25 protein-coding genes and 1 other RNA gene are annotated in these 24,744 nt (G+C 46.8%); 18 read left to right on the top strand and 8 right to left on the bottom strand.

Annotated elements, in window-relative coordinates:
* Positions 1-199: 199 nt before the first annotated feature.
* On the bottom strand, positions 200-583 hold the full coding sequence (gene grcA / locus ACQE3Y_RS00390; protein ID WP_250650627.1) for an autonomous glycyl radical cofactor GrcA: 384 nt from the start codon (positions 581-583) through the stop codon (positions 200-202).
* A 272-nt stretch (positions 584-855) separates the two neighbouring features.
* On the opposite strand from grcA, the gene ung reads away from it, so the two are divergent.
* A complete protein-coding gene (gene ung, locus ACQE3Y_RS00385; RefSeq protein ID WP_250650628.1) occupies positions 856-1,533 on the top strand; it encodes a uracil-DNA glycosylase in 678 nt (225 codons plus the stop codon).
* A 38-nt stretch (positions 1,534-1,571) separates the two neighbouring features.
* Here the strand turns inward: ung and grpE are convergent, their stop codons facing one another.
* Positions 1,572-2,165 (bottom strand): nucleotide exchange factor GrpE, encoded by a 594-nt coding sequence (gene grpE, locus ACQE3Y_RS00380; RefSeq protein ID WP_426980636.1) that lies wholly within the window; start codon positions 2,163-2,165, stop codon positions 1,572-1,574.
* Positions 2,166-2,288: 123 nt separating this feature from the next.
* On the opposite strand from grpE, the gene nadK reads away from it, so the two are divergent.
* The 3 genes from nadK (at position 2,289) to bamE (ending at position 5,456) form a co-directional block, all read left to right on the top strand.
* Entirely contained in the window at positions 2,289-3,167 is an 879-nt protein-coding gene (nadK, locus tag ACQE3Y_RS00375) for an NAD(+) kinase (protein WP_085070638.1), read from the top strand.
* An 87-nt stretch (positions 3,168-3,254) separates the two neighbouring features.
* Entirely contained in the window at positions 3,255-4,916 is a 1,662-nt protein-coding gene (recN, locus tag ACQE3Y_RS00370; RefSeq protein ID WP_426971605.1) for a DNA repair protein RecN, read from the top strand.
* A 186-nt stretch (positions 4,917-5,102) separates the two neighbouring features.
* Positions 5,103-5,456: an outer membrane protein assembly factor BamE gene (gene bamE / locus ACQE3Y_RS00365; RefSeq protein ID WP_426971604.1), complete on the top strand. Its 354-nt coding sequence runs from the start codon at positions 5,103-5,105 to the stop codon at positions 5,454-5,456.
* A gap of 38 nt (positions 5,457-5,494) precedes the next feature.
* Here bamE and ACQE3Y_RS00360 read toward each other — a convergent pair whose 3' ends face one another.
* A complete protein-coding gene (locus ACQE3Y_RS00360; protein WP_426971602.1) occupies positions 5,495-5,782 on the bottom strand; it encodes an RnfH family protein in 288 nt (95 codons plus the stop codon).
* Positions 5,775-6,209 carry a type II toxin-antitoxin system RatA family toxin gene (locus tag ACQE3Y_RS00355; protein WP_085070630.1) on the bottom strand — a complete coding sequence of 145 codons (435 nt, stop codon included), beginning with the start codon at positions 6,207-6,209 and terminating at the stop codon, positions 5,775-5,777. Before ACQE3Y_RS00355 ends, ACQE3Y_RS00360 begins: the two co-directional genes overlap by 8 nt.
* A gap of 159 nt (positions 6,210-6,368) precedes the next feature.
* Between ACQE3Y_RS00355 and smpB the strand changes: the two genes are divergently transcribed.
* The 5 genes from smpB to ACQE3Y_RS00330 all read left to right on the top strand — a co-directional run bounded on the left by smpB (position 6,369) and on the right by ACQE3Y_RS00330 (position 10,998).
* Positions 6,369-6,851, top strand: a complete 483-nt coding sequence (smpB, locus tag ACQE3Y_RS00350) for an SsrA-binding protein SmpB (RefSeq protein ID WP_085070628.1) — start codon at positions 6,369-6,371, stop codon at positions 6,849-6,851.
* A gap of 44 nt (positions 6,852-6,895) precedes the next feature.
* Positions 6,896-7,259: a transfer-messenger RNA gene (gene ssrA, locus ACQE3Y_RS00345) on the top strand.
* Positions 7,260-7,626: 367 nt separating this feature from the next.
* Positions 7,627-8,064, top strand: a complete 438-nt coding sequence (locus ACQE3Y_RS00340; protein WP_426980635.1) for a hypothetical protein — start codon at positions 7,627-7,629, stop codon at positions 8,062-8,064.
* A gap of 2 nt (positions 8,065-8,066) precedes the next feature.
* Positions 8,067-8,585 carry a hypothetical protein gene (locus tag ACQE3Y_RS00335; protein ID WP_426980634.1) on the top strand — a complete coding sequence of 173 codons (519 nt, stop codon included), beginning with the start codon at positions 8,067-8,069 and terminating at the stop codon, positions 8,583-8,585.
* 1,336 nt (positions 8,586-9,921) lie between these two features.
* Positions 9,922-10,998, top strand: coding sequence for a porin (locus ACQE3Y_RS00330; protein WP_426971569.1), 1,077 nt, complete (start codon positions 9,922-9,924; stop codon positions 10,996-10,998).
* A gap of 30 nt (positions 10,999-11,028) precedes the next feature.
* Here ACQE3Y_RS00330 and ACQE3Y_RS00325 read toward each other — a convergent pair whose 3' ends face one another.
* Complete coding sequence (locus ACQE3Y_RS00325) at positions 11,029-11,802, bottom strand: ATP-binding protein (RefSeq protein ID WP_426973019.1); 774 nt, start codon at positions 11,800-11,802, stop codon at positions 11,029-11,031.
* On the opposite strand from ACQE3Y_RS00325, the gene ACQE3Y_RS00320 reads away from it, so the two are divergent.
* Positions 11,762-11,920: a hypothetical protein gene (locus tag ACQE3Y_RS00320; RefSeq protein WP_426973092.1), complete on the top strand. Its 159-nt coding sequence runs from the start codon at positions 11,762-11,764 to the stop codon at positions 11,918-11,920. The genes ACQE3Y_RS00325 and ACQE3Y_RS00320 overlap by 41 nt on opposite strands.
* A 147-nt stretch (positions 11,921-12,067) precedes the next feature.
* On the opposite strand, the gene ACQE3Y_RS00315 is transcribed toward ACQE3Y_RS00320, so the two are convergent.
* Together ACQE3Y_RS00315 and ACQE3Y_RS00310 are read right to left on the bottom strand one after the other, a co-directional pair.
* Positions 12,068-12,769 carry a response regulator gene (locus ACQE3Y_RS00315; protein WP_426971567.1) on the bottom strand — a complete coding sequence of 234 codons (702 nt, stop codon included), beginning with the start codon at positions 12,767-12,769 and terminating at the stop codon, positions 12,068-12,070.
* 602 nt (positions 12,770-13,371) lie between these two features.
* Complete coding sequence (locus ACQE3Y_RS00310) at positions 13,372-14,316, bottom strand: formyltransferase family protein (RefSeq protein ID WP_426980632.1); 945 nt, start codon at positions 14,314-14,316, stop codon at positions 13,372-13,374.
* Positions 14,317-14,594: 278 nt separating this feature from the next.
* Between ACQE3Y_RS00310 and ACQE3Y_RS00305 the strand changes: the two genes are divergently transcribed.
* The 8 genes from ACQE3Y_RS00305 (at position 14,595) to arnF (ending at position 23,911) form a co-directional block, all read left to right on the top strand.
* Entirely contained in the window at positions 14,595-16,277 is a 1,683-nt protein-coding gene (locus tag ACQE3Y_RS00305; RefSeq protein ID WP_426971565.1) for an ArnT family glycosyltransferase, read from the top strand.
* 256 nt (positions 16,278-16,533) lie between these two features.
* The gene (arnB, locus tag ACQE3Y_RS00300) at positions 16,534-17,670 is read left to right on the top strand and encodes a UDP-4-amino-4-deoxy-L-arabinose aminotransferase (protein WP_426971564.1); all 1,137 of its coding nucleotides are present in this window, start codon (positions 16,534-16,536) and stop codon (positions 17,668-17,670) included.
* A gap of 1 nt (position 17,671) precedes the next feature.
* On the top strand, positions 17,672-18,658 hold the full coding sequence (gene arnC, locus ACQE3Y_RS00295; protein WP_426971563.1) for an undecaprenyl-phosphate 4-deoxy-4-formamido-L-arabinose transferase: 987 nt from the start codon (positions 17,672-17,674) through the stop codon (positions 18,656-18,658).
* Positions 18,655-20,634, top strand: coding sequence for a bifunctional UDP-4-amino-4-deoxy-L-arabinose formyltransferase/UDP-glucuronic acid oxidase ArnA (arnA, locus tag ACQE3Y_RS00290; RefSeq protein ID WP_426971561.1), 1,980 nt, complete (start codon positions 18,655-18,657; stop codon positions 20,632-20,634). The genes arnC and arnA overlap by 4 nt, the downstream gene beginning before the upstream one ends.
* On the top strand, positions 20,631-21,515 hold the full coding sequence (arnD, locus tag ACQE3Y_RS00285; protein WP_426971559.1) for a 4-deoxy-4-formamido-L-arabinose-phosphoundecaprenol deformylase: 885 nt from the start codon (positions 20,631-20,633) through the stop codon (positions 21,513-21,515). Before arnA ends, arnD begins: the two co-directional genes overlap by 4 nt.
* A 19-nt stretch (positions 21,516-21,534) precedes the next feature.
* Positions 21,535-23,205 carry a lipid IV(A) 4-amino-4-deoxy-L-arabinosyltransferase gene (gene arnT / locus ACQE3Y_RS00280; RefSeq protein ID WP_426980631.1) on the top strand — a complete coding sequence of 557 codons (1,671 nt, stop codon included), beginning with the start codon at positions 21,535-21,537 and terminating at the stop codon, positions 23,203-23,205.
* Positions 23,202-23,534, top strand: coding sequence for a 4-amino-4-deoxy-L-arabinose-phosphoundecaprenol flippase subunit ArnE (arnE, locus tag ACQE3Y_RS00275; protein ID WP_426980630.1), 333 nt, complete (start codon positions 23,202-23,204; stop codon positions 23,532-23,534). Before arnT ends, arnE begins: the two co-directional genes overlap by 4 nt.
* Positions 23,531-23,911 carry a 4-amino-4-deoxy-L-arabinose-phosphoundecaprenol flippase subunit ArnF gene (arnF, locus tag ACQE3Y_RS00270; RefSeq protein WP_426971554.1) on the top strand — a complete coding sequence of 127 codons (381 nt, stop codon included), beginning with the start codon at positions 23,531-23,533 and terminating at the stop codon, positions 23,909-23,911. Before arnE ends, arnF begins: the two co-directional genes overlap by 4 nt.
* 107 nt (positions 23,912-24,018) lie before the next feature.
* Here arnF and ACQE3Y_RS00265 read toward each other — a convergent pair whose 3' ends face one another.
* A complete protein-coding gene (locus tag ACQE3Y_RS00265; RefSeq protein ID WP_426980629.1) occupies positions 24,019-24,597 on the bottom strand; it encodes a GNAT family N-acetyltransferase in 579 nt (192 codons plus the stop codon).
* Positions 24,598-24,744 lie beyond the last annotated feature (147 nt).

Below are 24,744 nucleotides of genomic sequence, written 5' to 3'. Positions count from 1 at the left end.
GATAATTGGCGGTTTTTTTTCAGGCTGAGCGAGGGAATCGGGGCCTGTCTGCAAGTTTTGACGCCAACCCGTTAAAAAGCTTAAAGATTGTCAGGCGTTAAACGATAAGCGTTTACAGACTATTGTTTCTGAATCTCTTTTCCCCTTTCTGGCGCGCTGCTTTTTTCAACGCGCCTGCAACCTTCAGAACCTTTTTAGCTTACAGGCTCTCAGTAAAAGTACGAGTAATGACATCACGTTGCTGTTCAGGAGTCAGAGAATTAAAACGTACGGCATAACCTGATACGCGGATGGTCAGCTGCGGATATTTTTCCGGATGCTTAACCGCATCTTCCAGCGTTTCACGACGCAGCACGTTAACGTTCAGATGCTGACCGCCTTCCACGCGTACCTGCGGTTTCATTTCCAGCGGGACTTCGCGATACTCGAACTGTCCGAGATCGCTTACCGGGACAATCTGATCTTCGGTGTAATCGCCTTTTGCACAGACGCAACGCGCTTCAGCCTTTTCATCATCCAGCAGCCAGAACGAGTTAAGCAGTGCGTTGTTATTGGTTTTTGTAATTTGAATACCTGTAATCATATTTGCCTCCCAGGCGTAATGACGCCAACGCCATGACGGCGTCAGATTTGCGTTTAAAAAACATCCGTCTGTTTATATACCAATGCATTGCCCGACCAACTTTGATACAAATCAATTAAATGCCTGGTGCCAGGATTGGCATAAAGCTAAATTTTTGTTTTGAATCAATTTTCCTGAATAAATTATTTTTGTAAATTTTCAATTTATTTTGGGGGTTGCTCATGCGCGCAGAGTCGCTACTCTGTTGTTTTACTTTAAGAAGGAAGAACGTCATGGATAAAGCAGTAACCTGGCATGATGTGCTGGCAACGGAAAAAGAGCAGCCCTATTTTATTGAAACGCTGAAGATGGTGGCACAGGAGCGCGCGGCAGGCGTTACGGTTTATCCGCCGAAAGAAGATGTGTTTAACGCGTTTCGTCTGACCGAACTCAACGATGTAAAAGTTGTTATTTTAGGGCAGGATCCCTATCACGGCCCTAACCAGGCGCACGGTCTGGCATTTAGCGTCAGGCCTGGCGTTGCGGTTCCGCCTTCGTTAATGAATATGTATAAAGAACTGGAGCAGGATATTCCCGGCTTTACGCGTCCGAATCATGGTTTTTTAGAGAGCTGGGCAAAGCAAGGCGTGCTGTTGTTGAATACGGTATTAACCGTCGAGGCGGGCAAAGCGCATTCCCATGCGCGTTTTGGCTGGGAAACCTTTACCGATCGGGTGATTGCCGTTATTAACGAGACGCGTGAAAACGTGGTGTTTTTACTCTGGGGCTCACATGCGCAGAAGAAAGGCAGTATTATTGATACGCAACGGCATCATGTGCTGAAGGCACCGCATCCCTCCCCGCTTTCTGCCCATCGGGGATTTTTTGGCTGCAGGCACTTTTCCCGCACCAATGAGATTCTGGCGCAGCAGGGCGACAAGCCAATTGACTGGACGCCACATCTTCCCTGAAACAACCGCGCCGTGACTGAGCCACGGCGCGAGCAGAATTAGTCTTTGGCTTTCGCCACGGCAACCATCGCCGGGCGCAGCAAACGACCATTCAGGGTATATCCGCGCTGCATTACCATCATAACGTGGTTCGGCGCAACCTCGTCCGATTCCATCATCGACATCGCCTGATGAACATCGGGATTAAACGGCACATTGGTTTCACCTACCACCTCAACGCCGAATTTACGTACCGCAGCCAGCAGAGACTTCAGCGTCAGCTCGATACCTTCGATCATCGCATTCAGGTCTGGATTGGTTTTATCCGCCACTTCCAGCGCACGCTCCAGGCTATCGATCACCGGAAGCAGCTCATTAGCGAATTTTTCCAGCGCAAACTTATGCGCTTTTTCCACATCCAGTTCGGTACGGCGGCGGATATTTTCAATCTCTGCCTGCGCACGCAGCTGAGCATCACGTACGCCGTTCTGTAATCCGGCCAGCTGCTCTTCAAGCTGAGCAATACGTTCATCACGCGGATCCACCACGTCTGCTTCAGACTCTGCCGTCTCCACGCTCTCGTTTTGCTGCTGTTCCATTTCAATCTCGTCTGAGACTTGCTCGTTTGGTGCTTTCTGATCTTTACTACTCATGAATTTCTCCGCGTTTTGCACATTCATCTCGCTGGTTCGCTTATTATGGGGATCAGATTAATGGTTTCAAGGGAACCAGTCACAATGTCAGGGCAGAATTGCCTCATGAGGAAGACCAGCATAATGAACAAACATTTCCAGTGCATCGGCATCGTCGGACATCCCCGTCATCCTACCGCCCTGACCACTCACGAAATGCTCTGGCGCTGGCTTAGCGAGAAAGGCTACGAAGTTATTGTTGAACAACAAATTGCGCGTGAGCTGTCGCTGGAACATGTGCAAACCGGCTCGCTGGCGGAAATTGGTCAACGCGCCGATCTGGCGGTGGTGGTCGGCGGCGATGGCAATATGCTGGGCGCGGCGCGCGTACTGGCGCGTTACGATATAAAAGTTATCGGCATCAACCGTGGCAATCTGGGCTTTCTCACCGATCTGGACCCCGATAACGCGCAACAGCAGCTGGATGATGTGCTGCGCGGCGAATACATCACAGAAAAACGTTTTCTGCTGGAAGCGCGCGTGTGTCGTGGCGAAGGCGCGCCGCGTATTGGCACCGCAATTAATGAGGTGGTGCTGCATCCGGGCAAAGTGGCGCATATGATTGAGTTTGAGGTTTATATCGATGAGAACTTCGCGTTCTCGCAGCGCTCTGACGGGCTGATTATCTCTACGCCTACCGGCTCTACCGCCTACTCTCTTTCGGCTGGCGGCCCAATTTTAACGCCATCGCTGGATGCCATCGCACTGGTGCCAATGTTTCCGCATACCCTTTCCGCCCGTCCGCTGGTCATTAACAGCAGCAGCACCATCCGCCTGCGTTTTTCCGACCTGCGCAACGATCTGGAGATCAGCTGTGACAGTCAAATCGCGCTGCCTATCCAGGAAGGCGAAGATGTGCTGGTACGCCGTAGCGACTATCACCTCAACCTGATCCACCCAAAAAACTACAGCTATTTCAATACGCTAAGTTCTAAACTCGGCTGGTCGAAAAAATTATTTTAAAAAGCGCAACGTGCCGCTTTACTGTATATAAAACCAGGTTATACTGTACGAAAAACCATGTCTGTGTTTATGTACAGGAAGGCACATATGCTGGCCCAACTCACCATCAGTAATTTTGCAATTGTTCGCGAGCTGGAAATTGATTTTCAACGTGGCATGACCGCGATTACCGGGGAGACCGGTGCTGGTAAATCCATTGCTATCGATGCGCTGGGCCTCTGTCTGGGCGGCCGTGCTGAAGTGGATATGGTGCGCCAGGGCGCTAATCGTGCCGATCTCTGCGCCCGCTTTAATCTGAAAGATACGCCTTCAGCCCTGCGCTGGCTGGAAGAAAATCAGCTGGACGATGGCCAGGAGTGCCTGCTGCGCCGCGTAATCAGCAGCGATGGCCGCTCCCGTGGTTTTATCAACGGCACCGCAGTGCCTCTCTCTCAGCTGCGCGATTTAGGCCAGCTGCTAATTCAGATTCATGGGCAGCATGCGCACCAGCTGCTGTTAAAACCGGAACATCAAAAATCTTTGTTGGACGCCTATGCCGATCAGCCGCTGCTGATGCAGAGCATGGCGGCCAACTACCGTCAGTGGCATCAGAGCTGTCGCGCACTGGCACAGCATCAACAGCAGATGCAGGAACGCGAAGCAAGACGCGAGCTGTTGCAATATCAGCTAAAAGAGCTGAATGAGTTTGCCCCAGTCGCCGGTGAGTTCGAACAGATTGACGAGGAATACAAACGCCTCGCCAACAGCGGGCAGCTGCTTTCCACCAGCCAGCAGGCGCTTCACTTGCTGGCCGATGGCGACGACAGTAATTTGCAAAGCCTGCTCTATACCGCACGTCAGATGATGGGCGAACTGGTCACGATGGATGAAAAACTGAGCGGCGTGCTGAACATGCTGGAAGAAGCCTCCATCCAGATTAGTGAAGCAAGCGATGAGCTTCGTCATTACTGCGATCGTCTTGATCTCGATCCCAACCGGCTGTATGAGCTGGAGCAGCGTCTGTCACGTCAGATAAGCCTGGCGCGTAAGCATCACGTTGCACCAGAGGCGTTACCGGCCTTCCATCAGCAACTGTTGGACGAAGAACAACTGCTGTCGCAGCAGGAGAGCGATCAGGAAACGCTGAGCATGGCGGTAACGCAGCATCATCAGGCGGCACTTGCCAGCGCACAGAAGCTGCATGAGCAACGCGCGCATTACGCGCAAGAGTTAACTCAGCTGATTACCGAGAGCATGCATGCGCTCTCAATGCCGCACGGTCAGTTTACTATTGCCGTACAGTTCAACCCTGAGCAACTCACCGCTGAGGGCGCGGATCGCATCGATTTTCGCGTTAGCACTAACCCGGGTCAGCCGTTACAGCCGTTGGCTAAAGTGGCTTCCGGTGGTGAGTTGTCACGTATTGCTCTGGCGATTCAGGTTATCACCGCCCGTAAGATGGATACGCCAGCGCTGATTTTCGATGAGGTGGATGTGGGTATCAGCGGGCCGACGGCCGCAGTGGTTGGCAAGCTGTTGCGTCAGTTGGGCGAATCAACGCAGGTTATGTGCGTCACGCACCTGCCGCAGGTGGCGGGTTGTGGTCATCATCATTTCTTCGTCAGCAAAGAGACTGACGGCGCGATGACTGAAACCCACATGCAGCCGCTGGATAAGCGTGCACGCCTGCAGGAACTGGCGCGTTTGCTGGGCGGCAGCGAAGTGACGCGGAATACGCTGGCGAATGCGAAAGAGCTTTTAGCGGCCTGATATGCACTTTTTTACATTCCTGCGGTCATATGCTTGCTCTGTAAAGGTTTCCAACTGCGGTCAGGTTTATTATCATCGACAGCTTGTCGCCTGAATGAAACACATTGATCGCAGGCTGTGTTCAGACCGTGCTGGCACCAAACTCGCCTGTTTAAAAGGCGTTGAGCCTAAAAAAGGAATGTATAAATGCGCTGTAAAACGCTGACTGCTGCTGCAGTGTTACTTCTCATGATGACTGCTGGCTGTTCCACTCTGGAGCGCGTGGTTTACCGTCCTGATATCAATCAGGGTAACTATCTCACAACCACTGACGTTGCCAAGCTGCGCGTGGGCATGAACAAACAGCAGGTTGCCTATACGCTGGGTACGCCGATGATGAGCGATCCATTCAGCAACAATACCTGGTATTACGTATTCCGCCAGCAGCCTGGCCATGAAAAAGTAACCCAGCAAACGCTGACGCTGACTTTCGACAGTAGCGGCGTTCTGACCAATATCGATAATAAACCGAACCTGAGCGGCAACAAAGCTAACAACTAACCTGTTGTCGGGCATAAAAAAAGGCGCTGAAAGCGCCTTTATTTTTTTGCCGAACGTTCAGCACGCTGCCGTCGCAGCTCTTTCGGATCGGCGATAAGCGGACGATAAATTTCCACGCGATCGCCATCGTTAACCTCGTCCTGCAGTTTTACTGGTCGGCTATAGATGCCAATTTTATTCTGCGTCAGGTCAATATCATGACGCAACTCCAGTAAGCCGGACGCGCGGATAGCCTGTTCAACGCTGCTGCCTTCTGCCAGCGTTACCTGGCGCACATACTGTTTTTCCGGCAGCGCATAGACTACCTCAACAGTGAGCTCAGGCACGGTAAACCTCTTTTGCACGCTGGGTAAAGGCCTGAACCATACTGTTTGCCAGCTCTTTAAAGATACGGCCAAACGCCAGCTCAACCAGCATGTTAGTAAATTCGAACTCCAGATTGAGCTCAACTTTACAGGCATCGTCACCCAGTGAGGTAAAAGTCCAGCCGCCGGTTAGCTTACGGAACGGACCATCCACCAGCTGCATGCGGATGCTTTGATTACTGGTGAGCATGTTATGCGTCACGAACGTTTTGCTGATACCAGCTTTAGAAACATCGACCGACGCCGTCATCTCCTGTTCGGAAGCGGACAGCACACGGCTTCCCGAACAACCAGGCAAAAATTCCGGATAGGCATCAACATCGTTAACTAACTGGTACATTTGTTCAGCACTGTAAGGCACGAGTGCAGAACGGCTAATCTGGGCCATATCGTTTCCTGTGATTCCTAAAACGTACAAATAATAGCATTTTCAACAGCCAAACAGAAATTCTCTAAGTCGCAAGGCGTGCTAGAATAGCTTTTTTTCCCGGCGAATTTGGGACCGGGGATGCGATTAACACTGGTCTGATGTAAACTAAGTTGCACTATGACAAAGAAAAAAGCACATAAACCTGGTTCTGCCACTATTGCCCTTAACAAACGCGCCCGCCATGAATACTTCATTGAAGAGGAGTTCGAAGCGGGAATGGCGCTACAAGGATGGGAAGTTAAATCGCTACGCGCCGGTAAGGCCAACATCAGCGACAGCTATATTCTGCTGCGCGACGGTGAAGCTTATCTGTTCGGTGCCACCTTTCAGCCGTTGTCGGTCGCATCCAGCCATGTTGTCTGCGATCCTACGCGTAACCGTAAGCTGCTGCTAAATCAGCGCGAGCTGGACAGCTTGTACGGCCGCGTTAATCGCGAAGGCTATACGGTTGTTGCGCTGTCGCTCTACTGGAAAAACGCCTGGTGCAAGATTAAAATTGGCGTTGCGCGCGGTAAGAAACAGCATGACAAGCGTGAAGATGTAAAAAGCCGCGAATGGCAGCTGGATAAAGCACGCATTATGAAGAATGCCCATCGCTAAGCGCTGGATTGACCAAACGTTTTTTGCTATACTCTTTAATTCTTGGGGCTGATTCTGGATTCGACGGGATTCGCGAAACCCAAGGTGCATGCCGAGGGGCGGTTGGCCTCGTTAAAAGCCGCAAAAAAATAGTCGCAAACGACGAAAACTACGCACTAGCAGCTTAATAACCTGCTTAGAGCCCTCTCTCCCTAGCCTCCGCTCTTAGGACGGGGATCAAGAGAGGTCAAACCTAAAAGAGATCGCGTGGATACCCTGCCTGGGGTTGAAGCGTTAAAACTAATCAGGCTAGTTTGTTAGTGGCGTGTCCGTCCGCAGCTAACAAGCGAATGTAAAGACTGGACTAAGCATGTAGTACCGAGGATGTAGGAATTTCGGACGCGGGTTCAACTCCCGCCAGCTCCACCAAATTCTTGGTTGATGGTTCCAGAGCCATTTAACGAAGTCCTGAAAGCCCGCATGGCACAAGCCCTGCGGGCTTTTTTGTGTCTGTAAGCTTCCGAGCCGATCCGCCTGAATCCAAAGATAATTGGTACACATTTAGGTACATGCTATAAAGTGGGCGGGGAATGTTTCAGCGGCAGCGGCCCGGCTTTCAGTAGATCCTCGTTTACGCCTTGAATATTCAAAGCGTATTAAAGAAATGGCTGAGGACCTTAGATCACGGGCTAATCTCGGCCTCATTACATGGGAGCAGGCTGCACGTGAGGCACAGGAAACTCGCAACCTGATAATGGATAGGGTCCGATCGCGAAGTACCCCGCTGGGCCGTGCAATGGCAGAGCAGATGAAATCATCTGGCAAAACGCTGAATGAGTTAGTAGCCAAAAAAGCAACTTCACTTTTCGGCCCCAGAGTTAATTTTAACAGCCTGTCTGAAACGCAAAAAAATCAGGTTTATGCCAGCATTGTTGAATCCGTTGGTAAATCCAACCCGCAAGTTAATCTGAGGATGATGCGGCTTTCCCGCGCAGGAAAAGGGCTGATAGTACTTTCTATTGCCATCTCTTTTTATGAAATCTATACGGCTGAGAACAAGGTTTCAGAAACGGGGAGACAGCTGGCTATTAATGGTGCGGGCATTGCCGGAGGAGCTGCTGGCGGAGCGATGGCTGGGTTAATGTGTGGGCCGGGCGCGCCTGTCTGTGTTGTCATCGGTGGATTTGTCGGAGGCGCACTCGCCGCGTGGGAGATGGGACGTATATGGAGATAAATATGCAGCCGGTTAATACGGTGGCTTTGATTGAAAACAGTCCGGCGACTGAATTTAAACAAGCGAAGTCAGAAGTGATTGTTGCAGGGAAAGCAACCGGCGTTATTGTTTCCGGCCATGTACTGGAGGCGGCAGTTCAGGTTGATGATGACCGCTACCTTATTTTCACCACGGATGATGTGATTTATGAAGAGTTCCTTACGGTAACGCTGATTAGTCTCAATGATGGCGTTCTTGAATCTTTGCACTTAGGAAACGAATATTCCTCCGGTGTTTTTGAAAAGCTCAGTACAAGCCATGAAAGCGTTCACTTTCACTTTATTGGTGATGCAGTCTGGACGATAAAGGTTGCCGATTCACCGCTTTTGCGCCTCCCTTTCTTCTCAGATCCACGCGGTGTTAAGCGAACATCAGGCTTAAAAACCTATATGACAATCATGGCAGAACCCATTCCAGCCCCCCCAAATAATGGTAACGCTTTACGTTATTGGTATACGCTTAAGTATACCAATAAAATATAAATTACGAAAAAATAAATAAAATCAAGTAGATATGTAAATAATTCAGATTCCGCCAGTTTTTGATGGTTCCAGAGCCATTTAACGAAGTCCTGAAAGCCCGCATGGCACAAGCCCTGCGGGCTTTTTTGTGTCTGTAAGCTTCCGAGCCGATCCGCCTGAATCCAAAGATAATTGGTACACATTTAGGTACACGCTATAAAGTGGGCGGGGAATGTTTCAGCGGCAGCGGCCCGGCTTTCAGTAGATCCTCGTTTACGTCTTGAATATTCGAAGCGTATTAAAGAAATGGCTGAAGACCTTAGACCACGGGCTAATCTCGGCCTCATCACATGGGAACAGGCTGCACGTGAGGCACAGGAAACTCGCAACCTGATAATGGATATGGTCCGATCGCGAAGTACCCCGCTGAGCCGTGCAATAGCAGAGCAGATGAAATCATCTGGCAAAACGATAAATGAGCTATAAGATTCCAAAAACCAAGAGACAGCTGGCTATTAACGGGGCAGGCATTACCGGAGGAGCTGCTGGCGGAGCGATGGCTGGTTTAATGTGCGGTCCGGGAGCGCCAGAATGAGTAGAAAAACCATGAGACATCTCTCATTGAAATTTAAAATGCCTGATTTTCGCGGCGTATCGCGCCGCTTCAGTTTAAGAAAATTATTGGTACCTCAGAAGGTGTTTCGCCAACCCAGACTAATACTCACATTCAATACCAGGGCAGAGATATTCAATTTCCTCAATTAGTTCAGCGCACTTTTTTTTAAAAGAGGCAGAACTACAAGTATACTTTAATTCATCAAGCCGATTTAGAATTTGCCTGTGATCAGGTAATTCGCCATTCAATAACGAATCCATTGTCACCCTCCCCAGAATAGTGAGTTGAGTAATATCATAGCATTTTACTTCACCAAGCTGTTCAAAATGCTGGGCAATTTGTTGCTCTATTGTGTTTGACATCGTTTTGACTACCCAATTAAAGAAACTATGCTCATATAAATAATATTGATTATAGTTTTTTTGAAGACTATTTGAAGTCAATACTTTTGATTTACACGCAATCACAACAGTTATTTCAAAAAATTACAATTCAGCAATGGCAAGATAAAAATCTAAAAACACCCCTTAATCAGAATAAAAATCTACATTTAAAACACAAATCGAGTTTTTATGTCGGAAAATGTAAATATACAGCTTAAACCTTATGATTTAGCGCCAACGACAGCAACATCTTAAAAAAATTCAGTTGAGCCCTTAAAAAAGCTCTGTTACATAACATCCAGCCTTGAAGTATTTTATTACAAGGCAGACAGATGCTTAATTACACAGAGACATAATTATGAAAAAAACAATTGTTGCGTTATTCATTGGTACAGCTTTAGCGCCCGTTGCACACGCTGCTGAAGTCTATAATAAAGATGGCAATAAACTTGACGTTTACGGCAAGGCCGTTGCTCGTCATTATTTTAGCAAAAACTCATCTATTGATGGTGACAATACCTACATCCGTTTTGGATTTAAGGGTGAGACCCAGATCACCAATGAACTTACTGGCTATGGTCAGTGGGAGTACAATATTCAGGCTAATCACTCAGAAAGTGGTCGCGATGCACAGAATGGAAACAAAACGCGTTTAGGTTTTGCTGGTCTGAAGTTTGGTAACTGGGGCTCACTGGATTATGGACGTAACTACGGTGTGATTTATGACGTCGCAGCGATTACAGATACGCCAGTGATTTTTGATGACGAGACTTTCAGCTATACCGATAACTTTATGACAGGCCGTGGTAATGGTTTCTTAACTTATCGGAATAACAATTTCTTTGGTTTGGTTGATGGCCTGAATTTTGCTCTTCAGTATCAGGGCGCGAACAATGATAGCACAAACAACTCCCGCGATCCTATGCGCTCAAATGGAGATGGCTACGGTGCATCTGTAAGTTATGATTTCGGATACGATATCACTGCTCTTGGCGCATATTCATCTTCACGCCGCACTGAAGCCCAGAACAATCTTTTACTGGGTGAAGGTAAACATGCTGATATCTGGGCTGTAGGCCTGAAATACGATGACGGTCACGCTTACCTGGCAGGTACATATGCGCAGGCGCGTAATCTTACACCGATCCGTTCACTCGGTTATGCTAATAAGTCAGAAAACCTTGAGCTGGTGGCTAAATATACCTTTGACAACGGCTTCGTGCCTGGCGTAGGTTATTTCCGTTCCAAAGGAAAAGATTTAGGGCCAGCTGCGGACCAGGATCTGTTGCATTACTGGGATTTTTCTATCAGCTATTATTTCAACAAAAACATGTCCATTTATGCTGACTATAAGCTTAACCGCATCAGCAGCAACAACCAACTTGGACTCGCCCACGATGACCAAACGGGTCTGGGCCTCACTTATCAATTCTGATAATAAAGGCCTGCTTTGCAGGCCTTATCTTTATGTTGGAATGATCAAAACAAATCGGGCTCCACCAAGTGTACTATCTTCACATTTCACCGTCCCGCCATGAGCCTGGGCAATTGCCCGTACCACTGACAGCCCCAGGCCTGATGAACCATGAGCAGTTTGTTTTAGAGGATCTATTCGATAAAACGATTCAAAAATAGTATGCCGCAATTCCGCTTCTATACCTGGCCCCTCGTCTTCGACAGTAATATAAAGCTTGTCGCCACCCATCCAACAATGAATGCTGATAACACCTTCATTGGCGTAATCAAGCGCATTATGGAGTAATGCAAGTATCGCCTGCCTGAGTCGTACATGATCTGCGTAACAGTTGTTAACCAAAATTTTGTAAACCAGCTTTTTCCCACGCTTAGCAAAATTTGGCTCAAGTGATTGTAAGATAGTATTTATTTCCTGACTGAGATCGCCCCATTCTCTGTAGAGTGTAAGCTGATTAGAATCTGCTAAACTCACCGTCCGCAAATCATCAATTAAGCGTGACAGGCCATCAATATTTTTCATAAATGCAGCAATGACATCAGGATCGGCGCTAAGTACTCCGTCAGCTATTCCCTGAAGCCCGCCTTTAAGAACCGTCACAGGGGTTCTCAGCTCATGAGCAATAGCTGCGTTCCAGAGCTTCATATCGTTCGTCATGATCTCCATACGTTCAGCCATCAGATTAAAATCCTGCACCAATAGATCAAGTTCATTAAGGCAGAACGTGCCTGCCTTAGCTCTTGTGGTAAGGTTTCCCTGGGCAATTTGCCTTGCAGAGGCTGCAATGGATGTAATAGGAGGCAATAGCTTTTTTGCAAATTTAAGCGAAATAAAAAAAGATAAAAAAACCGTTAATAAAGTAGATATTAATATCGGCAAATAATCACTGGGTTCGGGAATGATTTCTATTGGATCATGGATAAAAAAAAAGCGTAAAGATAATACACGGGGATAGGTAATATTGTTGCAATTACAGTGAGCATAGCAAGCAGTTGGAAAATACGGTGTTGCAATGAATTTTTATGCATGCTTAATCCCCCAGACGATAACCCACACCTCGTATTCCTTCCGGAACATGAGATATGCCTACCGTTTCAAGTTTTTTTCTGAGCTTGCTGATATGACTATCAACCGTTCTGTCGCTGACATCGGAGTCAGAGAAACAAGCCTCAATCAATTCGTAACGAGTAAAGACCCGACTAGGATTACGCATCAAATGCAGGAGAATTCTAAACTCCGTATAAGTGATAAGTTTTGAAATTTCTTTATGTCCTTCATTTGTCCAGAGTTGATGTGTCGCCTGATTAATAGTCAGATGTTGAGAGCGATAAACTTTTAATTCGTCACTGTGGCTGTGGTAAGTCATTCGCTTAAGAATCACATGTACGCGCGCGACAAGCTCTACCGGGCTGAACGGTTTAACCAGATAATCGTCGGCTCCCGTCTTCAGAGCCAAAACCTTATCAATATCGGCATCCAGCGCAGTCAGCATCATTATCGGTGCGTTGCTAAAGCTTCTGATTTCTTTCAGCACATGCCAACCATCTTTTTTGGGCATTTTTATATCAAGTATCACAAAATCAGGGAGAGTTTGCTGCGCTATTTTCACAGCGACTTCGCCATCAATTGCATGGATGACGTCAAAACCCTCACGCCGGAGATAAGCTTCTACTATCGTTGCAATGCCAGTATCGTCTTCCGCAAGTAATACTCGTTTTTTATTCCTGCTCATAACGAACTCCAGGACCAGTCATTTAATTTTGAAAAAGCACATAATAACCTCAGCAAAAAGCACCTATCTTTCTGATTTATATTACTCTGAGACAACGCCTTGCTGATAATGCGTCACCTATAAAAAAGAAAATTCTGGTGGCATTTTATATTCTTTTCCATTAATGAACAATAGATTAATTAAAAAAACAAGCATCGCTTTATTAAAGCAGCGCTTACTAATTTATTTCTACATGTAAAATAGATGGATATTACGTTGCACTACATTATTCCCTTATGCCGTGCATTTAATATAATCCAGGTTTTAATAAAGCTATCGATGTCTAATTTTGATAACCCGTTAAGCCATTATTATTATCGTTTGCATCATCTATGATGAAACAATTAAAATCAAAGAACTTACATTATTATTGGCCAGCACCCAACACAGGATAAGACACTTAATAGAATGAGTGTACAGTATTGCCTGCTACATTAAATTTACCGCAACCCGCAGCAAACTGAATCTTATGCCGCACCCTGGATGCGGCTGTTAAGCAAAAATTTTACAGGCATATTTGGGAGCAGTGCAAACACTTTCATTCTTAACGAGGCATAAGACTCTTATACAAGCAGCATACCGCAGTGTGCTTTTAACTCTCTGACAATAGCGCCAGCCTCACTGTCCCTTACTTCGCCACACATTCCTCGTTTCACTTCAAGCACGCCTACACCACAAGCTATTAACAGCGGATCAAGAGAAATTATCGTTCCTGGCTGACTTTCAGAAAAAGATTCCTTAATACAGCTTTCCCATATAATCAGCTTTTTTTTCCCCGCCATCGTATACGCACCGGGCCAGGGATATGTGATCCCACGGATCAGATTATGGATTTCAATGGCAGATTTTTTCCAGTTTATAAGGCCATCATCCGGTTGCCTTGCTCCGGGACAACTGGCGAGCCTTTCATCCTGAATCCGCTCAATAAGTGTTCCCTGCTGCAAGCCCCGTAACCATTCAGGTAATCGTGCGCGGGTCATCTGAACAAGTTTTTTATGCAAGCTCAAAGCATTATCATGTTTTTCAATCGTAACTTTGGCTTGAGCTAAAATTGGACCTGCGTCTTTCTGACGGGTGACCCTGTGAAGGGTTACTCCGGTATGTTTCTCACCATTAATGATGACCCAGTTCAAGTGCGAGCGGCCTCGGTAAGCAGGTAAAAGCGAGGCATGGATATTATGAGCACCAAACGTCGCAGCCTGTGTTATTTCTTCAGTCAGTTCTTGCCGGTAAGATAAAGTAAACAGGTAATCCGGTTTAAGTTGCTTTATTAATTCAACGCACTGTGATTCATTAACGTTGTCGGGAAAAAAAACAGGGATACTGAGTTTTTCAGCTTGCCCGGCAACTGAATCAAAAAAAATCTCTTCAGAATCACTGTTTCTATGCGTAAAAACAGCAACAACATTGTATTCGGCTTCAAGCAGCGATTGCAAACCGGCACAGCCCATATCGTGATAGCCAAAAAGGATAGCCACAGGTTTTTTAAAATATCGTTCAAGCCTCATATGACCTACGTTATACATGTATGTGTTGAAGTATATACATACCAATAGTTATATAAATGAATGCCAAACAACAACTGTTTATTTACACGATTACACTAAAACGCAACAAAAAACACCGTCTGATACACATTATTTATAGAGAATATTTGTGTATTTTTTTTTGCACGATTAGTTTTTATAAACCCCGTTAACGTCCGTGCAAAACTGCTGGAACCCGCGTTGGTTACATTTAGCTCAGGTTTGCGTATAACTCATTGCCATTTTATAAGCTTATTTTGATGATAACTGAGAACTTTAATAAACTCACAAAAACCTACGAAAATAAAAAATCGTTATTAACCTCTGGTAATGTTGACCTTATTTATTTTATTGGCCTGTTTATTTGCTGGATGTTACCCGGCCTTATTGGACATGAGCCATGGAAACCTGACGAAGCCTACTCTTTTGGCCTGATATTACATATATATCAAACTGGAGACTGGGTTGTACCCACTCTCGCAGGGGAGCCATTCATGGAAAAGCCCCCCATTTACTATGTGATATCAGCGTTAATGGTTCATTTGTTATCTCCTCTGTTATCTCTTCCCGATGCTGCCCGTCTGGCATCCGGAATTTTTATGATAATCACATGTTCAGCAATTACCGGGGCAGCCAGGCTAACATTTGAGAAAGGGTACGGTAGATGGGCGGCAGTTGTATTTTTGTCATGTCTGGGTCTATGCGTTCGCTCTCATCAAATGATAACCGACACTGCACTGCTGGCCGGCTGTAGCCTGGGGCTGTTCGGATTAATTGCTTCAGAAAAACGTTGCTTAATTGGGGGAGTATATCTTGCTATTGGCGCTGCGTTTGCTTTTCTGGCCAAAGGCTTGTTAGGACCAGGGATCCTTGGGTTAACGGTTTTTTTTGCTGTGCTTTTATTTAAGCAATGCAGGAAAAAGGATTTCTTTATCGCGATTATTGTGGCTTCTCTGATCTTCATAAGCGCAGTTACCCCTTGGTTATATGCATTGTGGCAACGTTCCCCAGAACTTTTCCTTACCTGGTTATGGGATAACAATCTTGGCCGTTTCTTTGGCGCTAACGACCTTGGCCCTAAAAAGGGGCATTTCTTTTATCTGTATACCCTCCCCTGGTACGCTTTCCCTGCACTTCCTTTAGTATTTTACTATTTGTATAAAAAAAAGAATGAGATGTACTCATTCGGGTTAAAAGCATCATTGCTTTATTTTATCATCACCTTTTTCGTACTTTCAGCATCCAGTGACGCCCGAGAGCTTTATGCCCTTCCAATGTTGCCTCCGCTTGCCATTATCGCTTCCGGCATAGCTAAAAATCTTCGCATGAAAAAAGTATCCACGTCAGTGATTATTCTGACAGTTTTTTTTGCGCTTGTTTTATGGGCCATCGGCTTGCTCTTTGCTTTTGGGTCGGCTTGCCCCTGGTTTATAGAAGTAGTCACCCATTATCTTCCGGGTTTTAACGCAGAGTTTAATCCAAACCTCATTTTTTCTGCTCTTGCTGCCACGTTGTTTATTTGTCTTGCACTTATGCAAGGACTAAAAAAGAACATGCCTGATGCTTATTATTTTTTCTGCATAATTACACTGGTCTGGTCTTGCATTATGACTCTCGGTCTTCCGGCTATCGATTACTCAAAACGGTACTCTGACGTTTTCCTCAGCCTTAAGCCTTATCTTAAAGGTAATGAATGCCTGGTTAGTAAAGGGCTGGGAGAGCCGCAGCGAGCCATGGTTGAATACTATACGGGAATAAAAACCAAGCGAGTTGAGATGCATGGTATGGAACATAATTGCAGCCTGTTATTGCTACAGACCTCTATCTCCTCTCCGAGCGAAAATAATGAAGATATTCTTTGGAAAGGTCATCGGCCAGCAGACGACGACGAATTTTATATACTTTATAAACTCACGGCAAAAACGAAGGGTTACCTCAATTGATTGCCATTGGGTATTTATAAAACCCCGTAAAGGGGACGGCAAAATGTAACTACCAGCGCGGTGTAAATGTTACAAAATGAAAATTAAATGGCACCTTGCGTGCCCTTTCTATCTTTCTTATAAATTGTTTATTTAGCGTTTATTTTTTGTAGCCCACTATATCGGCCGTCAGTTGTGACGTTAGGTAAATATATTATTTTTTAGCATTAAATTTAACTTAACGCACTCAACCTTCTGTATTAATGGTAAGGATAATATGGCTTTTTTACCTTTTTCACGTCCCTCGTTTGGAGAAAGTGAGATTGCTGCCGTGCGTGATGTTTTTGATTCTGGCTGGATAACAACCGGACCCAAAAATGCAGCACTCGAGCAGGCTTTTTGTGAGTTGACAGGCAATCAACATGCTATTGCTGTTAGCTCAGCTACGGCAGGTATGCATGTTGCGTTACTCGCACTAGGCATTAAACCTGGCGATGAAGTCATTACGCCCTCTCTCACTTGGGTGTCCACGATTAATATCATCACGTTGCTCGGAGCCACTCCGGTAATGATTGATGTTGATCGGCACACTTTAATGGTGACGCCAGAGCAGATTGAAGCAGCAATAACACCACGCACTCGCGCCATTATTCCGGTGCATTATGCGGGCGCACCCGCTGATCTGGACGGAGTCCGTGCAGTCGGCACACGTCACGGCATTCCAGTGATTGAAGATGCAGCTCATGCAGCAGGTTGTTATTACAAAGGACAACATATTGGCAATCAGGGAACGGCAATCTTCTCTTTTCACGCCATCAAAAACATGAGCTGTGCCGAAGGTGGCCTGATTGTTACAGATGATGCTGAACTGGCAGATCGTATGCGCAGCCTAAAGTTTCATGGGTTGGGTGTAGACGCCTATGATCGCCATACTCACGGCCGCAAGCCGCAAGCTGAAGTCGTCATGCCGGGATTTAAATACAATTTGCCGGATATTAGTGCGGCGATCGCGCTGGTCCAACTGCAGAAACTGCCTGCTTTCAACGCACGTCGTGCTGAAATTGCCCAACGCTATCTGACTGAATTGGCCGATACGCCATTCTTACCGCTGGAGCAGCCTGCATGGCCGCATCAGCACGCATGGCATCTTTTCATTATTCGGGTTGACGAAGCACAGTGTGGCCTGAGCCGTGATGCATTGATGGAAGCACTAAAAGCACAGGATATCGGCACAGGCCTGCATTTCCGTGCAGCCCATACACACAAATACTACCGCGAACGCTATCCGCATCTTTCCCTTCCTAATACGGAATGGAATAGCGATCGCATCTGCTCAATCCCCCTTTTCCCGGATATGCACGATGAAGATGTTGAACGCGTTATCCGTGCATTGCGTCTTTTAGCTGGAGCCTGAAATGCTGGAAGAAAAAGCTATTCGTAAAATTTCTGTGGTGATCCCTGTATATAACGAACAGGAAAGCCTACCTGAGCTGGTACGCCGTACGAATGAAGCCTGCGCTGTACTGAAGCTGGATTATGAAATCCTACTGGTTGATGACGGCAGTAGCGATCGCTCAGGCGAAATGATCGCCGATGCCGCTGATATGCCCGGTAGTCATATTCTGGGTGTTCTGTTGAATCGCAACTACGGTCAGCATTCAGCGATCATGGCTGGCTTTAGTCATGCCTCTGGTGATTTGATTATTACCCTGGATGCCGATCTGCAAAATCCCCCGGAAGAGATTCCCAATTTGGTTAAGGCCGCGCAACAGGGCTACGATGTGGTCGGCACTGTTCGTCAGAATCGCCAGGACAAATGGTTCCGCCGCCGCGCCTCACGCACCATCAATCAATTAATTCAGCGCGTCACCGGCAAAGCGATGGGCGACTACGGCTGTATGTTACGCGCCTATCGTCGTCATATCGTTGATGCAATGCTTAATTGCCATGAACGCAGCACCTTTATCCCTATCCTCGCGAATACCTTTGCACGCCGTACCATTGAGCTTCCAGTTGCGCATGCAGAGCGAGAGCATGGTGATTCAAAGTACAGCTTTATGAAGCTGATTAACCTGATGTATGACCTGGTTACTTGCCTGACCACCACACCGTTGCGCCTGTTAAGCATTGTAGGCAGCCTGATTGCCCTGTCCGGTTTTGCTTTCTCGCTGGTGCTGATTGTGTTGCGTTTGTTATTTGGGGCTGACTGGGCCGGCGACGGGGTTTTTATGCTGTTTGCAGTGCTGTTTATTTTTATCGGCGCTCAGTTTATCGGTATGGGCTTACTCGGCGAATACATTGGCCGAATCTATAACGATGTACGCGCCCGTCCACGCTACTTCATTCAACGTGTTGTCCACCCGCACCAAAAAGCTTCTTCTGTACAGGAAATTGAACAATGAAAACGATCGTCTTTGCCTATCATGACATGGGCTGTGTAGGTATTAACGCACTGTTAGCCGCTGGCTTTGAAATCACAGCTATTTACACTCACGCCGATACAGTGGCCGAGAATCATTTTTTTGGTTCAGTGGCGCGTTTAGCTGCCGAGCAAGGCATACCTGTATATGCACCGGAAGATGCAAACCACCCGCTGTGGGTAGATCGCATTAAGCAGATGAATCCAGATTATATTTTCTCATTCTATTATCGCAATCTGCTGAGCGACGAAATTCTTAATAGCGCGCGATTTGGTGCTTTTAATCTGCACGGCTCACTGCTACCGAAATATCGTGGACGCGCACCACTCAACTGGGCGTTGGTGAATGGAGAAACCGAGACCGGCGTGACGCTGCATCGCATGATAAAACGTGCCGACGCAGGCGAGATTGTCTCGCAGATGCGTGTTGCAATTGATCAGCAGGACAATGCATTAACGTTACACCGCAAAATGCTGCGGTGCGCAGAAACGCTGCTTAATGACAGTTTACCTGCAATGAAACGCGGTGAGATTTCCACCACGCCACAGGATGAAAGCCAGGCTTCAGTAGTAGGACGTCGTACGCCTGAAGATGGCCGCATCGAATGGGAGCAATCAGCGCAGTCAATTAATAATCTGGTGCGTGCTGTCACCGACCCATGGCCGGGTGCATTCGCTTTCGTAGGTTCAGTAAAATTTGTTGTTTGGCAGGGGCGCGTGCACAGCAATCCGCAACAGGCCAAACCGGGCACCGTTCTGTCCGTTGATCCTTTTATCATCGCATGCGGTGAAGGAGCCCTCGAAATCGTCACGGGCCAGATCGAAAACGGCGTATATATGAATGGCAGTCAGCTGGCGCAAAGCCTGGGCATGGTACCGGGTGTGCTGCTTTACTCAAAGCCGGTATCAGCTGTGCAACGTCGTACCCGCGTGTTGATTCTTGGTGTGAATGGTTTCATTGGTAATCATCTTACCGAACGTCTGCTTCAGGATGACAATTTTGAAGTCTATGGTCTTGATATCGGTTCTGATGCTATTAGCCGTTTCCTTGATCAACCACGCTTCCACTTCGTTGAGGGCGATATCAGCATTCACTCTGAATGGCTCGAATATCACATCAAGAAATGCGATGTGATATTACCGCTGGTAGCAATTGCAACGCCGATTGAATATACCCGTAATCCATTGCGCGTGTTTGAGCTGGATTTTGAAGAAAACCTCAAAATCATACGTAACTGTGTGAAATATAAAAAACGTATTATTTTTCCATCAACTTCTGAAGTGTACGGCATGTGCACCGACAAACATTTTGATGAAGACCACTCTAATCTCGTGGTCGGCCCGATTAATAAACAGCGCTGGATCTATTCCGTGTCTAAACAGCTTCTGGACCGCGTGATCTGGGCTTACGGTGAAAAAGAAGGCTTACGTTTCACGCTGTTCCGTCCGTTCAACTGGATGGGACCGCGTCTTGATTCCCTGGATGCCGCACGTATCGGTAGCTCGCGCGCCATTACCCAGCTCATTCTCAACCTGGTGGAAGGTACGCCGATCAAGTTGATTGATGGAGGCGCGCAGAAACGTTGCTTTACTGATATCCAGGACGGTATTGAAGCGCTGTTCCGCATTATTGAGAACAAACATAATAACTGCGACGGTCAAATCGTTAATATTGGTAACCCTGAAAACGAAGCCAGTATCAAAGAACTGGCTGAACGCCTGCTTGCGAGCTTTGAGCGCCATCCGTTGCGAGATCGCTTTCCGCCTTTTGCTGGCTTCAGTGAAGTAGAGAGCAGTAGTTATTATGGCAAAGGCTATCAGGACGTAGAACATCGCAAGCCGTCCATTAAAAATGCCTTCCGCCTGCTAAATTGGGTGCCGACAGTGAAGATGGATACCACTATCGATAATACGCTGGATTTTTTCCTGCGCACCGTTGAGCAGCAGGATAAATCATGAAGAAAATTGGGTTGCGCGTAGATGTGGATACGTGGCGTGGAACCAGACATGGAGTAGCGGCGTTACTGGAGCAGTTTAGTCAGCATCAGATACAAGCCAGTTTCTTTTTTAGTGTCGGGCCCGACAACATGGGGCGTCATTTATGGCGTCTCATGAAGCCGCGCTTCTTATGGAAAATGCTGCGCTCACGCGCGGCATCACTCTATGGCTGGGATATTTTACTGGCAGGCACCGCCTGGCCCGGACGAAGAATCGGTAAGGGCCTTAGCGATATCATCAGAGCTACGGCAATAGAGCATGAAGTCGGGCTACACGCCTGGGATCATTTCGCCTGGCAGACCTGGGCGGGCGTCTGGTCAGAAAAAAAAATGTTGGAACAGATTGCACTGGGTAAAGAGGCTCTGGAACATCTTCTTGGGGAAGAGATTACTTGCTCAGCAGTGGCAGGATGGCGAGCAGATGAGCGTGTACTGGCAGCAAAAGAACAATTTAACTTCCGGTATAACAGTGATTGTCGCGGCACTGGACCGTTTTTACCACGGCTACCAGATGGCCGCCAGGGTACGGTACAGATTCCTGTCACGTTGCCGACCTGGGATGAAGTTGTAGGGCAGACTGTGAGCGCGGCCGGATTCAACGACTTTATCCTTGAAAAAATGCAGGCCGCAAACGGCTTACCGGTATACACCATCCATGCCGAAGTTGAAGGAATTATCGGCCTGCCTGCGTTCGCCGATTTATTAACGCGGGCAGAAAAGCTAGGCATTTGCTTCTGTCCATTAAGCGAGTTACTGCCAAACGATTTAAGCACCCTTCCTGAAGGAAACATCGTGCGCGGAAACATTCCGGGACGAGAGGGCTGGTTAGGCTGCCAGAGCTAATTTTAATAAGGAATTTTGGATGCGTATAGGTACCAGAACTACGCTTTTTTTTGCGCTTTTTGCGCTTTTTGCGCTTTATTATCTCATTCCCATTGAACTTCGTGCCTTGTGGCAGCCTGACGAAATTCGTTATGCGGAAATTAGTCGTGAAATGATTAGCAGTGGAAACTGGGCGGTTCCGCATTTTTTCGAGCTGCGTTATTTTGAAAAACCCATTCTGGGCTACTGGGTTAATAACATCGGTCAGTTGCTATTTGGTCATACTAACTTTGGCGTGCGTGCAGGATCGATCTTCTGCACTTTGTTAAGCGCTGCCCTGATCTACTGGCTTGGCAGAGAGATATTTGCCAGTCGGAGAATCGCGCTAACCGGCAGCGTGATTTTTCTGACTTCGTTGCTGGTATATGGCATCGGCACTTATGCGGTCCTTGATCCTATCCTGCTGCTGTGGCTGGTGCTGGCCATGTGCAGCTATTGGTTTGCAGCGCAGGCCATCAGTGTGCAGCAACGTTTATGTGGTTACCTGCTGCTTGGAGCAGCATGTGGCCTGGGTTTTATGACCAAAGGTTTCCTGGCGCTTGTAGTGCCGGTGCTGGCAATTATGCCCTGGGCAATCTGGCAGCGCCGATTTGGCGAACTACTGCGCTGGGGGCCCTTCACAATCGCGGTGGCAATCCTCTTGAGCGCGCCCTGGGCAATGGCGATTAACCGTCAGGAAGGGGATTTCTGGCACTATTTTTTCTGGGTAGAGCATATCCAGCGTTTTGCTGATCAGGATGCGCAGCACAAAGCGCCTTTTTGGTATTATTTCCCTGTATTGCTGGCCGGTTGCTTGCCATGGCTGGCACTGTTGCCAGGCGCACTGAAGTGCGCCTGGGACAAACGTGATCAGCAGGCGGGCGCAGTCTATCTGCTGAGCTGGGTACTGCTGCCATTGCTATTTTTCAGCATCGCTAAAGGTAAATTACCAACCTATATTTTACCGTGTTTCGCACCGCTGGCCTTGCTGATGTCGCATTATGCACACAGCGGTAGTACAGAGGTAATAAAAGCTTTCAAAGCGAATGGCTGGATTAATATTCTTTTTGGTGTGGTTGCTAGTGTTGTATTGCTGATAGTTATTGCCCCCTGGGGACTGGTGCATCGAAAAATATACGCCAGTGGCGAAACGTTACGCGTAATATGCGGCGTTTTGGCATTTGGCTTCTGGGCCGTATCAGGCTGGCTTAGCCTCAGGCCGGGTAAATATCGTTGGCAATTGGCGGCACTTTGTCCACTCATGTTGGCGCTTTTAATCGGTTTTGCCATTCCCCAAAAAATCCGCGATTCGAAGCAACCACAGAGCTTTATCAGCGCAATACACGATCAACTCGCGCAAAGCCGTTATCTGTTAGCCGATAATCCTGGGATAGGCAGTGCTATAGCATGGGAATTACAACGTAGCGACATCACTTTTTATGATAATAAAGGGGAGATAAGGTATGGCCTTAGCTACCCCGATGCACAACAGCGCTATATCCCCAAAGAGGCACTTACTGACTGGTTGCGTACTCATCGTCGTCACGGGCCGGTTGCTCTGGTAATGATGCTTAATGCAAGTGAAGATGGTCTGAATGTGGATCTACCGACACCAGATAATATCTATCAGCAGGGGCGTCTGGTCTATTATGGATATAACTCGTTACCATGAATTTTATACTTATTTTTCTGGTTAGCTTCCTGAGCTGCGCTGCTCAGTTATGCCAAAAACAGGCAGCGCACATCGGTATAAAGCGCGATAAGAAAAGGTTCATGCTGTGGCTGGTATCAAGCATTCTCCTGCTCGGCATTGCAATGTTACTATGGCTGGCGGTACTGCGCGTGGTGCCAGTCAGCATCGCTTATCCGATGCTAAGCCTGAACTTTGTGCTGGTGGCTATTGCCGCGCGGTTAATCTGGCGCGAAACCTATACGTTACTGCAATGGATGGGCACATTTGCTATCGTCGTGGGCGTAGCGATGATGGGAAGTCATTTATGAAAGGGATTGTTCTTGCGCTTTTCAGTGTGCTGCTGGTTTCACTGGCACAACTGCTATTTCGCGCAGCGATGCAGGATATTCCATCTCTGATTGAGCTGCTAAATTTAGATACGCTGTCGCATCTTAAGCCGTTGCTATTGCTGTTCATCGGGCTGAGCGCTTATGCAATGTCAATGCTTTCCTGGATGATGGCGATGCGCTATCTACCACTTAATCGGCTCTATCCGTTACTCAGCCTGAGTTACATTCTGGTCTGGCTGGCAGCAATATTATTGCCATCATTTAACGAGCCCTTTCGGTGGAGCAGCTTTACTGGCGTATTGCTGATAGCTATCGGATTATTATGTGTATCACTACCCACAAAAAAATCAAGATAGCTATTGTGTCAGACATGTTAAAGAAAGCGATTCACTTCATGAAATCGTATTAACGATTAACAAAAATAAGGAAAAGGGCATCATTCAGATGCCCAGGAAAATTACACTCAGCTTTTCTTTGCATTACGCATAGAATAAATTTCAGGTTTGAACTCTTCAATATCATATTTAAGTGTAAGCAAACGCATGTGATTCAGTAATGGTACTGCATCATCCAGGTCATAAAGTGGTTTATTAGCAAGTATTTCAAACTCTACATTGGCATAATCAAAGAAAAATCCAGTCAGGGAAAATCCATTATTTAAATAAAACTTTTGCCGGGCAAGCCTTTGATCATAATTAGTAGCCTGAGGATCCTCACGTTCAATATCCAAAATTATTTTTTTATCAGGGTATTGCGACGCAATGAATTGAAGTAATTTGCCACCGTAGCCTTTTGAACGTTGTGACTTCCGTATTGCAATAAAGGCCAGATAAGCGTTCACCTCATTAAAGATTACCATATAAAATCCAATAAAATCACTCCCATCATAAACTGCAGACAAGCTAATGCCCTCTTCCTGAGCCATTAAAATCAACTTATCAAAAGGAACACGCTCATCGACAGGAAATGCCTCTTCATTAATCTCTCTAACAATACTTAAATCAGGGAAGTTATCATCGATTTTAACCGCGTAAATACTCATTTTTCACCTTTTAATATTTAGTTAATAAAAAATTACTCATAACACATTATTTTGTACGAATGCTAATTATAATAGTATGTGGAAGAAACAGATAAAATAACTTATAAGATTTTTTACATTGTGCAGAATGCATGATCATATTTGTAA

Source organism: Pantoea sp. FN0305 (genome assembly GCF_050113845.1).
In the GTDB taxonomy this organism is placed as follows: domain Bacteria; phylum Pseudomonadota; class Gammaproteobacteria; order Enterobacterales; family Enterobacteriaceae; genus Mixta; species Mixta alhagi.
This window is presented reverse-complemented; position numbering and strand designations above follow the sequence as displayed.